Origin of the sequence: Iodobacter fluviatilis, from assembly GCF_900451195.1 — a bacterium.
Lineage (GTDB): Bacteria > Pseudomonadota > Gammaproteobacteria > Burkholderiales > Chitinibacteraceae > Iodobacter > Iodobacter fluviatilis.
Genome location: NZ_UGHR01000001.1, coordinates 118,939 through 132,231 on the forward strand (window position 1 = coordinate 118,939; position 13,293 = coordinate 132,231).

The 13,293-nt window shown below is 51.5% G+C and carries 9 protein-coding genes; 4 read left to right on the forward strand and 5 right to left on the reverse strand.

What is annotated here, in order from left to right; all coding sequences use genetic code 11:
* Window positions 1-312 precede the first annotated feature (312 nt).
* The gene (locus tag DYD62_RS00510; RefSeq protein WP_207916251.1) at window positions 313-6,108 is read right to left on the reverse strand and encodes an alpha-2-macroglobulin family protein; all 5,796 of its coding nucleotides are present in this window, start codon (window positions 6,106-6,108) and stop codon (window positions 313-315) included.
* Window positions 6,109-6,311: 203 nt separating this feature from the next.
* Here DYD62_RS00510 and DYD62_RS00515 point away from each other — a divergent pair, with 203 nt between their 5' ends.
* On the forward strand, window positions 6,312-6,758 hold the full coding sequence (locus DYD62_RS00515) for a hypothetical protein (protein ID WP_132038585.1): 447 nt from the start codon (window positions 6,312-6,314) through the stop codon (window positions 6,756-6,758).
* A gap of 65 nt (window positions 6,759-6,823) precedes the next feature.
* Here the strand turns inward: DYD62_RS00515 and DYD62_RS00520 are convergent, their stop codons facing one another.
* The 4 genes from DYD62_RS00520 to phoB all read right to left on the reverse strand — a co-directional run bounded on the left by DYD62_RS00520 (window position 6,824) and on the right by phoB (window position 11,079).
* Window positions 6,824-7,324: a metal-dependent hydrolase gene (locus DYD62_RS00520; RefSeq protein ID WP_115225583.1), complete on the reverse strand. Its 501-nt coding sequence runs from the start codon at window positions 7,322-7,324 to the stop codon at window positions 6,824-6,826.
* A 149-nt stretch (window positions 7,325-7,473) separates the two neighbouring features.
* Entirely contained in the window at window positions 7,474-8,553 is a 1,080-nt protein-coding gene (gene tal / locus DYD62_RS00525) for a transaldolase (protein WP_115225584.1), read from the reverse strand.
* Between the two features lie 392 nt (window positions 8,554-8,945).
* Entirely contained in the window at window positions 8,946-10,235 is a 1,290-nt protein-coding gene (phoR, locus tag DYD62_RS00530; RefSeq protein WP_115225585.1) for a phosphate regulon sensor histidine kinase PhoR, read from the reverse strand.
* A 151-nt stretch (window positions 10,236-10,386) separates the two neighbouring features.
* Complete coding sequence (gene phoB, locus DYD62_RS00535; protein ID WP_046352408.1) at window positions 10,387-11,079, reverse strand: phosphate regulon transcriptional regulator PhoB; 693 nt, start codon at window positions 11,077-11,079, stop codon at window positions 10,387-10,389.
* Between the two features lie 215 nt (window positions 11,080-11,294).
* Between phoB and DYD62_RS00540 the strand changes: the two genes are divergently transcribed.
* From DYD62_RS00540 to DYD62_RS00550, 3 genes are all read left to right on the forward strand, one after another.
* Complete coding sequence (locus tag DYD62_RS00540; protein WP_115225586.1) at window positions 11,295-11,669, forward strand: gamma-butyrobetaine hydroxylase family protein; 375 nt, start codon at window positions 11,295-11,297, stop codon at window positions 11,667-11,669.
* 75 nt (window positions 11,670-11,744) lie between these two features.
* Entirely contained in the window at window positions 11,745-12,482 is a 738-nt protein-coding gene (gene ubiE / locus DYD62_RS00545) for a bifunctional demethylmenaquinone methyltransferase/2-methoxy-6-polyprenyl-1,4-benzoquinol methylase UbiE (protein WP_115225587.1), read from the forward strand.
* Window positions 12,482-13,033, forward strand: a complete 552-nt coding sequence (locus DYD62_RS00550; protein WP_115225588.1) for a ubiquinone biosynthesis accessory factor UbiJ — start codon at window positions 12,482-12,484, stop codon at window positions 13,031-13,033. Before ubiE ends, DYD62_RS00550 begins: the two co-directional genes overlap by 1 nt.
* Window positions 13,034-13,293 lie beyond the last annotated feature (260 nt).

Below are 13,293 nucleotides of genomic sequence, written 5' to 3' on the forward strand. Positions count from 1 at the left end.
CATATACCCAACGGGATAGTTGATATGTAAGCCCGAGGCTTTCCCTACGTTTCAATATTCAGGGTTATTTGAGTTAGAAAGCGGCGGGTTGCATCCGCCCTACCTTTATTTGAAACTGTCTGGGTGCACTGAGCTTAAGCAGTGTTGCTTGAGTTCCCCCCTTTGTAAAAGGGGGGCGAGGGGGGATTTGCTTTGATGTTGGGCTTAAATCAGAAAAAAACCAAAGGCAAATCCCCCTCAATCCCCCTTTTACAAAGGGGGAAGCAAAACCAATACCTTAAGTGAACGGCATTAGCCAGAAAAGCCGCCATATCAAGGCTTCACAATTTCCAGTTTCCCGGCCATGCCACGGCCTTGTTGTTTGCTGTACATGCCTTCTGCGTAAGGTGCCGGGCTGGTAAATACACCGGCGTGGGTGGCGCGCAGGCGGTAGACGAAGGTGGCGGCGTCTTTGCTGATGCTGCCGTACAGCACGATTCTGTCGTCCCGCATATCAAGGTAATCCGGCCGCCAGTTGGATTGCTTTTCACCCAGCGGCGCTTGCCATGCCGGGCGCTGCGGTGCTTCTCCCTCACCTTCGCCCTCCACCTCGATCGCTTCCGGTGCTTCTTCTTTAGGCGATGGCACGATTTCTACGCCGCCGGGCAGCAGCTCAACAATCGCCATTTGGGAAGCGGGCTGATCTGCGCGCAAACGCAGGCGGACTAAAAATTCTTCGCCTATTTTTACCTTGCTGATCACTTTACCGGTGAGATCCGTGTATTCACGGATGACTTCTACGCCCTGCTTAATGGCGGCGCTTGGTGGGGTTTTATCAAAGCCTGATTCGCTGAGCAGATAAAAGCCGGGCAGTGCGCCTTCTTTACCGAAGCGAGCACGGTGGGCGCTGGTGGATAGTGCGGCGCTGTTTTCTAACCGCTTTATATCTAAACCAGTCACCTTGCCGCTTTTATCCACTTCGGCCAGCGTAAATGTGCCCGCATTAGCGCCAAAGGCTTCCAGACCCAGCATCAGATAGGCCGCAGACAGCGAGTGATAGTTTTGGCTGCTGATGGCCTTGCCTAATTCGCTCAACTCGCTGGCGGGTACGCTGCCCAGCTGCTCTTTAAAGTGGCGAGCCAGTAAATAGAGGCGCTGGGCGTCGTGCACGGTGGGGTCGTAATAGGTTACGGCCTGATTATTTTTACCAATCAAGCGCCAAGGCACGGCTTTAAAGAGTTTATTTGCCAAGGCATCCTGTTTGAGCAGCTTATAGCTGGCGGCCAAATAGGCGGCGGTTAGATCTTGCTGCCAAGTCTTCGCGTGATGCGCTTCCAGCTCCTGTTGTAAGGACGCGATCATGCCGCTGGTCATGGTGCCTTGGCGGCTTAAGAGGTAAATCGCGTAAGCACGCTCTCTGGCCTCGGCCAGATTCTGGCTGCTGCCGGTGGCCAGTTGCTCCAGCCAGGCATTGCTTCTGGCCAGCATATCGCGGCTGACTGGCAGGCCACGCTCAGACGCTTCCAGCAGATAATGCACAGCGTACACCGAGGCAAAGCGTGAGATATCTGGGTTGCTGGCCCATAGGCCAAAGCTGCCATCGTCATTTTGCCGCTCGGCAAGGATTTGGCTCAGCTTGCTAAACGCGGCCTGCGTTTTGGCCCTGTCTAAGTTAGGCAGCAGCAGGGCGGGGAAGCCCTTGCTAATCACCTGCTCGGTGCAGCTATAGCCGTAGCCATCCAGATAGCCGGCCAAACCCTGAGCCCAAACTAAGGGCGAGCCTGCCACGCCAGCGATCACCTTGCGATGCTCGTTAAATAGCACGCGGCTGAGTGCGACTTCCTCGCTACTCTTATCAAAGCGCCCGACAGTTAGCTTGGTGGAGTAGGGCACAGCCGGACGGATGCTGACGGCGTCTCGGGCAATCCCTTGTTTACCACCGCTGCTGGCGGTAAAGCGCAGCGAGCCAGAGCCCAGCACCCCGTTGGCTTTTAGGCGGAACTCGGCATTGGCTTCGCGCTGCCCATCTATGCTCAGGTTTTGAAGTGCTGGCGAGATCAGCGTAAAGGCGGCATCGGCGTCTAGCTTCAGCTGCACCGCGGCCTTGCCCGGTGCGCGCAGATTATTAAACACGCCCACGCTAACGGTAAATTCATCGCCGGGGGCCAGTGCATAAGGCACATTCGGGCTAAGGATTAAATCGCCGCGTACTTGCGTGCCGCCTTCAAATACGCCGATTTTATCCGCCGTTACCGCCACGGCCATCAGCCGTAATTTGCCGTTAAAGGTATCTGGCACGGTATAGCTCAGCGTTTTGCCCTGCGGCCCCACATCGATCAGCCCCGACCACCACGCTACAGCAGGCTGGCGTTTACGTTTAAAGGGATTAAGGTGTTTGCCAAGTGCGCCAGCGGCATCTCCTCCCGGTGCTGCGCCCTGCATCAGGCGCGAGAATTCCGGCAGGATCAGATCCAGAATTTGGCTGGTGCGTACATCCAAGGCGCGTTTTTGGAAGAAAAAGTCCAGCGGTTGAGGCGTTTTATAACGCGCCACCTGCAAGATGCCTTCGTCCACGGCAAACACCACCACGCGGGCTTCTTGATTGCTGGATACTTTAAGCTCCAGTTTTTGCCCCGGTTTTACTTCCTTGGCGTTGGCGATTTTTACATCTAAGCGCCTTGCGTCTAAATTCACCGCAAACGGCACTACCCCGTAGGAAAGCGGGCTCATATAGACTTCATCGCTGCTTGGGCTGCGGATAAATTGCACCGAGATATAACCATTGCCTTCAAAGTCTTTAGGTAGGGTGATTTTTTGCACCGAGCTGGTGGTGTCGGCCTTAAACCAAACGTGGCTATAGACTTTATCGCGCTCGATAGTGATCAGCCCTGCACCGGTATAGGGCGCGCGGATATTGATCTCGATCTCGTCACCGGGTTTGTAGTCTTTCTTATTTAAGGTCAGTTGTAGCTCGGCATTGCGCTCTAAAGAGCGGGCAATATTGGCCGCACCCACTACGGTGTATTCGATACGGTTTAGCTCTGCGCCATCCGGCCCTCTCACCACTAGCGCAAAATCACCCGGCTCGGCGGTGGGTAGGGTTAGATTGCTGCCGCTGGCGGGTAGGCTGAGCGGTTTGCTCTCGCGATTTATTTCTTTTTTTCGCGATTGGTATTTGTAAGTTTCATCGGATTGCTTCACCAGCACCGACACATATTTGCGCTCTACCCAGCTTAGGGTGAGCTGATCTGCTGCGATCGGTTTAAGGTTGGGGGCTATTGCCAGCCAGTGTGCTGCACGTTTGGCATTGCGCTGGATATAGCCCAGCTCGCCATCGCTTTTTACCCCGACTAAATAGGGGGCAGATGAAACCAGCACGGCGCTTTCTGCCGCCACACCGCGGCCAGAGCCAGATTCAAAAGCGCGGGCAGTTAAATGCAGCTGATAGGTGGAGCGGGCAAAGCGCGCTAGATTCAGCGTTAGCTCGGCGTCCCCTTGATCGTTGCTGGTGGCCGATGGCAGGGCATCTCTGAATGGCTCTTTCAACTGGCCCGCTTCGCTGAAGCGATATTGGGCAAAGGCTGCAAAGGCAGGCACGCTGGGCGTTAAGATCATTTCGCCTTCTACGCGCCGCCCACCGGCCGGGCTGCCAAATAGGTGCATTACTTTGACATTGGCTTTGATGTCTTCGGGCTTAATCCAGCCTTCCACCGGCGCATTGCTCAGCGTGGCGTTCACCTTCATGCGGTCTGGCTCAAACTCTTTGATTTTGATGCTGCCGCTACCGATTTGTTCGCCACGCTCTTTGCCTTTGACCAGATAAACGCCGATTTGGTAATCGCCGCTGGGTGAGGTTTCGCTGCTGGCAAAATCAACGCTGTCAAAGCCGCTGTTAGAGAGCTTGATTTTGTCTTTTTTAACTGTCTGCCCGCGTGGATCGGTGATCTCGATTTCCAGCGGCAAGCCCGCCAAAGCGCCTGCCCAGTTGGCGGTGCGGGTAATGCTGTGGATATGGGCGGTTTCGCCGGGGCGGTACATGCCTCGGTCTGAAAATACAAAGCTGGAAAGCTGCTGTGCGGAAACGGCATTGGCCACGCCGCCAATATCAAAGCGCGATAGATTGAGCTGCCTGTCGTAGCGGTTGATCGGCAGAAACGACACATCGTCGCTCTGTTTTACCAAATACATCAGCGGCGCTTTTTCGCGTGCCAAATCTTTAAGCGCAGGGAAATGAGCACGGCCCAGCGCATCGGTCTGGCTGCTGGCCACGGTTTGCCCGTTGCGGCCGATGACCTCTACTGTGGCCGCAGCAATCGCTTCGCCGCTGGAGATGGATTGCACAAAGACATCGTTGCTATTGTCCACCGCTGTTTTGGCGAGCACGCCTAAATCAGAAACCAAAATAAAGCGGCTGTCGCTCGGCTCGTCTTCTCGGTTTTTAGGTGCTTTAGGATCAAAAGGCGTGAGTTTCAGCATAAATACGCCGCGACGGTTGCCCGTTTTATCGGCCAGATAGCGGGTGAGGTCGATGCTGTCGTAATAAGGCTTGCCGGGGTCGGTGGCGGGCAGGGTACGCTCTTCGGTGAAACGCTCAACCAAAGTATCTAAATACTGATCGGCAATTTCCGGCTTGGCAAAGTTGCCGTTATTTTGGTCGACTAAATGATGCAGCTGATTAGGCAATAAGCGGCCCACTTCGATACGAACGCCGCTGAGGCCACGCGCCACAAAAGCCACTTTTTTATCCGAAGCCATAGAAAGCAGCGCGCCATTAGATAGCAGCTTGATGGCTTTGGGATAAGGCGCAACCTGAAACACCTGCGTCATTACCTTGCCAGACTGATAGCCGCCAAAGGCCTGCACACCGGCATCTACTTGTAAAAACACCGAGCGCCCGACAGGGGCAGAGAACTTCCAGCTATGCTGCGTGCCGAACTCTTCCTCACCCGGCAGCGCTTTCAGCGCCAAGGCTTGTGTCAGTACAGCCTGCCCAACTTGGCTGGCCCCCCATTGATACACGCCGCGCTGATCTTCCTTAGGCGTATTAGGTGGATATTCAGGCAGCAGCCAGGCGCGTACTTTGCCTTTAAGTGCCGCTTCAGAAACTGGCACATTGCTGCTGAGCATGACCACTTGCTCTGGCTCGTAGCGCTCATTGTCGGCCAGCAACATTTTTACCTGATCAAAGCGCAGGCTGTAGAGGCCGGGCACGCTGATTTTGCTGCTTAATTCTGCATCCAGTGCATTGCCGCCCTGCGCGGCCTGAGCGCCTTTTGCCAGGGTGAGCAGAATATCGCTGTCTTCTTTGGGTACGGTAAGCGGTGCGGAATGAATAAAAGCGTTGAGCTTGGCTTTATCAAAGCTGATCGAATAGGGGGGTACTTTATCGCTTTGGTAGCTCAGCCCGCCGCCGAGCTTCAGGCTGATGTTTTTTTGAATGCTGGCAGGGTCTACCGGATGGCTGAAGTGTAAGGTGGCGACCAGTTTTTTAAGATTAGCGTCGCGTGGGTCTTGGTAAAAGCGAGATTCCGCCACATTGGCGGCAAAGGGCGCGGTCTTGAAAGTAAAGCTGTATTCCTCGAGCTTAACGCTTTCGGCAAAGAGTTTTTTCTTGGCGAGCGAGACTTCAAATTCGGCATCAATCGGCCAGTCGGCCTTGGGGCGGAAAACCAGTTTTCTATCGCCTTCCCACACCCAGCTGCCTGCCAGAGCGGGGGACAATTGCACGCCATCGCCTGCGGGTTGATCGATTTGCTTAAGTGGTGCTGCGGATTCGTTAAATTCCACCACCAGCGGCAAAGGCTGCGGCCGGTCTTTTTCGTCATAAGGAGTCAGCTCTGGTGCTGTGACTACATAGCTCACCCGCTGCGGTTTGGGTTGAGCCTGATACCAGCGCCAGCCCATGGTTCCGCCCGTTGCCATTAGGGCAAGCGTCAGCGCGGCAATCCCCGCCTGCTTAGGCTTGGCACGCATCCAGCTCACTGCTGCCTCTAGCCACCGTGCTAGTTTTTTGAGCCAGCCCGGCGCTTGCCAGTTCACTTCACCAAACAGCAGGGTTAATACCCAGGATATTCCGCGAGATAAAAGCTGGAAAGCGGGCAAGCAAATCTGCAAGGCTTTGTTCATCATGGGGCTCGGCTATTGTTAGGGCGGGTGAGACTCGCCAAACGCATAAATAGTATTGAAAACAGCGGGTTTCACCCCGCCTGTAAAATTCAACCTGTGCTTGATTTGCCAGCTATTGAAATTGTAAGAGCTAATCTATTGCCCTGCTTGGGAAAGCCGTTTTTCAGGCAAAGAGTGTGCAAATTCGCCACTGGCTGCATTTCAGTATGCGAAATTTGCAGTCTGATCTGCTCAAATGGCAATCTGTCTTTCTGCCGTTTTCATCTGTTCGCCGTGATTGCATACTGAAGTTATTCCAACAGAGGGTATTGGGCTTAGCGATGAAAAATATACTGATTGCATTATTGCTGCTGTTGCTGGCCATTTACGTGGGGGCAGATTTTTTTAATCACAGTATGAATTTAAGCTTTAGCGGCGATGGGGATAGCTGGGAATGGACAAGCAGTGGTGCTGATCTGCTGATCGCTATTCCCGTATTACTGATTGTGGGCGCAATTTTATTCTTCGTATTTTCTGGTGTAGCCATCCTTATTCTGGCCATTGGCCTGTTCGCCGTTTTGGCCTGCCTGCTACCCGCGCTGATTTCATTGGCTGTGCCGGTATTGATGGTGTATTTGCTTTATCTGCTGATTCGTAAAGCGAAGAGTGCTTAGGGTGGAAAAGCACAGTCAGCCCAAATTTCTGGGGAGATATTGGGCTGATCACAGCGAAGAAACAATCAATTGTTCTTTTTACGCTTAATGTAAATGAAGCTTGCTAAGCTACAAATGATCAGCTCTAAAGCGAATGACCAATGCAGCATAAAATTAAGCCACCAGGGCTTATAGAGGGCATTTACGGTAAACAGAGCAAAGGGTTGATCTATAAATGGAAAAAACCACCAGATATCTCCAACAACAGTATCTAAAACCATATGCAGGATGCAGGATGTGCAAGTAATAAGAGAGAGTAATCCCAGCTTTTTTTGCGAAGAGCAGGCATAGATTGCATACGAAATAAGAGCTAAAGAAATCCATAGCAAAGGCCAGTGCGTTATATATTTATGGTGGTGCGTCTGGCGATGGTCAAATAAATAAAAGTATATAAGATCAAAATCAGGAAGGACTGCCCCTAGTACGGCAGAAAGAATAATATGATGTGTTGCTATCTTTGTTTTTTTAATATTTTTTAAAATAGATACCGCGTAAATATAGCCCGAAGGGATATGCGCAATGAACATGGTTTTTGTACTTTTATGTAGTTTTGATTCAGTTTTTGATCGTTGTTATTTAATTTTCTGGGCTTGATAAAAATTTGTAGCCAGCTTGTTGTTATCAGGCAAAAAAAGAGCGCACCCTGTGCGCTCCTGCTACTTCAAATTATGCAGATTTAAGCAGTCAGTTCCAGCAGTTTGATAAAGGCATCATCAAATTGCTTCAGGCCTTCGGTTTGCAGCTGCTCGCCTTGCAGATTGTAGTTAATGCCTAGTTTACGCAGTACGGCCATATTGGCGATGGCTTGCTCTGTCCCTGTTTCCAGCGTCAGCGCGGCTACACCGTGGTCGCGGAACAGTGCCAGTGTTGCATCTGGCACAGTGTTCACTGTTTCTGGGCCGATCAGATCTGCTACGTACATTACATCGCTATAAGCTTTGTTTTTGGTGCCGGTAGAGGCCCACAGCATGCGTTGCGGGTTTGCGCCCAGTGCTTTCAGTGCAGCAAAGCGTGTGCCGTGGAAGAGCTTTTTGTAATGCTCGTAAGAGACTTTAACAAAGGATTTTGCCACTTGGCCGCGTAGTGCCAGTGCTTCTGGTGTGCCGATTTCTTCCAGTTGCGGATCAATCAGGCTGTCTACACGGGATAAGAATACCGATGCAACGGCGTGAACGTGATCAACCGGTTGGCCAGCGGCTACGCGTGCTTCCAAGCCGCGGATATAGGCGGTGAGTACTTCGTCAACGTGTTTCAGATTAAACATCAAGGTGACGTTGATATTCAGGCCAGAGGCAATGAGCTCTTCAATCGCAATCACGCCAGCGGAAGTCGCTGGAACTTTGATCATCAGATTAGGGCGATTAATGGCTGCCCACAGGCGTTTTGCGTTGGCAATGGTGCCGACTGCGTCGTGCGACAGTGTTGGGGATACTTCCAGCGATACATAGCCGTCTTTACCCTTGGTTTCATCGTAAATCGAGCGGGTTACATCGCAAGCAGCCTGCAGATCAGGAATCACTAGCGCTTCGTAGCGTTGTTCAGCAGTTAAATCTTGTTTTTTTAATTCTGCCAAGTCGCCGGTATAAAGCGGATCAGAGCTGATAGATTTATAGAAAATGGCCGGGTTAGATGTCACCCCCATGATGCCGTCTTCTTTCAGAATTTTGGCAAGTTCACCAGATTGAATCAGACCACGCGATAAATTATCCAGCCAGATGCTTTGACCTAGGGGCTTAATAGCAGCGATTTTGCTCATGGGTGACGCCTCAAATAAGAGATGGGAAAGGTTGATGCTCAATTTAAATTATCCCCTATCCCCGAGGCTTACGCATTTGTGATCACGCAATAATTTTGACTATTTTTTACTATTTTTTTGTGGGAATGGGGATTGACAGGGAGAGATATTAATAAATAAGGACAAAGAACAGGCTGGCAGTTTTTTGGGATAAGAATCTACACAAGTCAGTAGTACTTGTGCCCCCCTTTGAAAAAAGGGGGGGGCAGGGGGGATTTTGTAGTTGATGTTGGGCTTAAATAAGCAAAAAACCAAAGGAAAATCCCCCTCAATCCCCCTTTGATAAAGGGGGAAGCTCTACAGCGCCGGATTGACGCCACGGCGTTGTGCAGATGCCTCTGGCTCATCGTTGATCAGTTATTAATCAATCGCTGTGGCGGGAATTTCACTGAGAACACGCTGCCTTCGCCTGATTTGGATTGCACCAGTAATTGGGCTTGGTGGCGTTGGATGATGTGTTTCACGATGGCTAAGCCCAGCCCCGTGCCACCGGTGGAGCGTGAGCGGCCTCGGTCAACCCGGTAAAAGCGTTCGGTCAGGCGGGGCAGGTGCTCGGGGGAGATGCCGATGCCTGAGTCTTTTACGCTGAATAAGCCGTGCTCAAAGCTAAGATTCCATGACAGGGTAATCTCGCCACCATTCGGTGTGTAGCGGATGGCGTTGGAAACTAAATTGCCAAAAGCTGAATGCAGCTCGTCGTGATTGCCAATTAAACGGATTGCATCGAGTTGGCCTATGGTCACGATATGGCGGCCTTGCGACAGGCCCTCGGCTTCGGCAGCCAAGAGGCGCATCAATTGCGGCACATCGACTTCTTCTTCACGCATCTGTTGGCCACTTTCCAATCGGGAAAGGGTCAGTAAATCGTCAACCAGACGCTGCATCCGCTGAGTTTGATCGTACATCAGCTGTAAATGCTGGCCGCGTGTTTCCGGATCGGTATCGGGCATATCGATCATGGTTTCGATAAAACCACCCACAACCGTTAGCGGGGTACGCAGCTCGTGCGAAACATTGGCGACGAAATCGCGGTGTACGGTCTGGACGCGATCCAGCTGGGTAATATCGCGTGATAAAAGAAGCTTACGGCTGGAATCAAAAGGAACGAGCTGCACGGATAAGACCTGCTCTTGCGGGCGGTGAGTATGTAAAACCAGAGGATGGGCAAAATCCTGGCTGCGCAGATATTCGCGCAGGGATGGATGGCGGACAATATTGCTGATCACTTGCCAGACATCGCTCACACGGTTAATAGCCATATGCTGGGCGGCAGACCGGTTACACCATTCGATTCTGTCGTGCTCATCCAGAATCACCACGCCATCGGGCAGGGCCTCGCTGGCATTGGTAAAGCGATCCAGCGTATTGGTGAGGCGTTCCTTAATTTTGCTTTGCAGCCTGACCTGGTTGTAAACCCGGTCGAACACTTCCTGCCAGAGCAAAATGCCACTCGGCACATTATCCACCCGGGAGTCTTCTACCCAGCGGTGTAAGCGGCCAAGATTCACCAAGTGATACAGAACTGAACAAGATAAAAGACCTATCGCGGTGGCCATGCCATAAGTCAGACCAAAAATAGCACCAATGGAGGCAGAAAAAACCGCCATTGTCAGGTAATGAATCAGAGATCGTAGCCAAAGCATTCGGTTTTATATCCAGAGTAAAACACTCGCCTTTTAAAAATACTAAGGCTTACAAGGCGTCCAGCTTTATCCATAAAGAATTTTGTATTTCTTTTAAAGCTTTATGTAAGGATTTTATCGCTAAACCAAGGGCTTGTCGTTAAATGAATGCTTAATTATTGTGAGCAGACAGTCTGTAGCCTGTACCGCGTACAGTTTGAATCAAACGGTCAAAGTTAGTTGATTCCAAGGCAGAGCGCAGGCGGCGGATATGCACGTCAACCGTACGTTCTTCTACAAATACGTGATCGCCCCAGACATGATCAAGCAATTGGGCACGCGAATGCACGCGTTCCGGGTGAGTCATAAAAAAGTGCAGTAAGCGAAATTCAGTAGGGCCAAGATCGATGGTTTCGCTATTGCCGGTGACACGGTGTGTAGCAGGATCAAGGCGCAGGCCCTGCACTTCAACGGTGTCATCAGTAATTTGCGGTGCTCGGCGACGCAGCACTGCCTTAATGCGTGCTTGCAATTCGCGCGGGCTAAAAGGCTTGGTAATGTAATCATCAGCGCCTGTTTCAAGGCCGATGACTTTATCTTGCTCGTCCGAGCGGGCGGTGAGCATGATCAAAGGAATTTGCCGGGTACGTTCTTCAGAGCGCAGCTTCTTGGCAAAATCGATGCCGGTCATGCCGGGTAGCATCCAGTCGAGCAGAATTAAATCGGGCAGGGCGTTTCTAACGATGTTTTGTGCGCTTTCTGCGGAGTCGGCACGCATCACATGGTGGCCTGCTTGAGACAGATTGAAAGCAATCAGCTCTTGAATGGCGGGTTCGTCTTCAACAAGTAAAATATTAGCAGGCATAGCGATTGACCTCGCGGAATAAAGTTCCACATTTGTTGCAAGATTAAGGCCTGAATATGTATTTAATATGACAAGTATGCCAAAAGTGGTCTTATTTTTATTGCCTGTGTCGTATTTTTTACACTCTGCCCGTGCGGATTGGCGTGCAAGCTGCTGTTAGCAAAGGACTGAAGCGGGGTATTATGCGGGGGTTACATCAAAGAGCTTTCCTGCCCATGTCTGGACTATCAAAAACAACCCCTTTGCCTGTTGAGATAAAACTTCATCAGGCTTCAAAGCAGCTGGAGATTCATTTTGATGAGGGCAGCTGTTTTATTCTGCCCTGTGAATATCTGCGGGTATACAGCCCTTCTGCTGAAGTGCGTGGCCACGGAGCAGGCCCCGGAACATTGCAGCTTGGGAAGGCGGACGTCAATATTATTGATATTGTGCCGGTGGGTCATTACGCAGTGAAACTGGTATTTGATGACGGCCATGATTCAGGGCTTTACTCATGGGACCATCTTTATGAGCTGGGGCGTAATCAGGCGGTAAACTGGCAGGCCTATTTAGATAAGCTTGTCGAGGCCGGGGCTTCAAGAACACTGTAGTTTGGCGCTAACACATGAAATTAAAGCGATTTACGTGCAATGGCGAGTGTAACCGCCATCTGATGAGAGAAAATAATGAGCGATCCAAGTACCCATTTTGGTTTTAAAACGGTTAACGAATCCGAAAAAGCGCAGAAAGTCGCTGAGGTTTTTCATTCGGTGGCAAAAAAATACGATGTGATGAATGACTTAATGTCCGGTGGTTTACATCGCATCTGGAAGTTTTTTACCATTGAAACCAGTGGTGTGAAAGCCGGTGACAAGGTGCTGGATATTGCTGGTGGTACGGGCGATTTATCTAAAGCTTTTGCTAAAAAAGTGGGTAAAACCGGCCAGGTATGGCTAACCGATATCAATAGCTCCATGCTGGGAGTGGGGCGTGATCGCCTGCTGGACCAAGGCTATGCCCTGCCGGTGGCGCAGTGCGATGCAGAGAAACTGCCGTTTCCAGACAATTATTTTGACTGTGTATCGGTGGCGTTTGGCCTGCGAAATATGACGCACAAAGATGTGGCCTTGGCTGAAATGTGCCGCGTGCTTAAGCCGGGCGGGCGTTTGCTGGTATTGGAGTTCTCTAAAGTATGGGCGCCGCTTAAGCCCGCATACGATATCTACTCGTTTAAATTGCTGCCATTTATGGGCAAGCTGGTGGCAAACGATGCAGATTCTTACCAGTATCTGGCTGAATCGATTCGCATGCACCCCGATCAAGAAACACTTAAGCAAATGATGAAAGATGCAGGCTTTGGCCGCGTTGATTTTCATAATATGACCGGTGGCGTGGTAGCCCTGCATAAAGGGACAAAAATCTAATGCTGCTGGCCGCCGTACTCAATCGCCTGTTGGCGCAGGACGCGGCAGCGAAGGCTGAGCTGGCGCAATTCGCTGGTCGTACGATAAAAATTTCTTTGCCCATGGTCAGCGAAACGCTGGTGCTGATGCATGATGGCCGCCTTGCAAAAAGTATGGCTGAAGCAGAAGCCACGCTGGATTTGCCTCTGAGCTTTTTTACCCGCCGCATGCAGGATAAAACCGCCGCTGCCCGCCATGTGCGCCTCAGTGGTGATGGCGAGCTAGCCAGTCGTGTTGGCCATGTGCTGGGCGGCCTGCGCTGGGATGCGGCAGAAGAGCTATCTAAGCTGATTGGCGATGTGGCGACACAAAGGCTGGTGAGCATCGCAGGAAAAGTGGGCGGCATTCCAGGCGCAATGGGCTCCAGATTAGTGGTGAACTTAGCCGAATACTGGCGCGACGAAGCCCCACTTTTAGCGCATAAACGCGATGTAAATCAGTTTTGTAATGATGTGGATGAATTACGCGATGCGTTGGCAAGGTTGGAAAAGCGGGTTTCAAAGTTAATGTAGGGCGGGGTCTTCAAATAAATGGGCTAAGCATAATCAAATAGCTTTTTGGTGCCTTCGGCACATTGATTTTAGGAGCGGTAGCCACCGCGGGGGCGTTCTTTTCTTGCTTCGCCAAGAAAAGAACCAAAAGAAGGCGACCCCACGAAACACGAAGGCCCCTTCGCTGCGGACAATCGAGTCGGCGGCGGGCGGGATTGGCTCGCTGCCTCGCTCCCTTGCCGAAACCCCGCCCCGCTTGTTCCTCGCTACGGCGTGTTTCA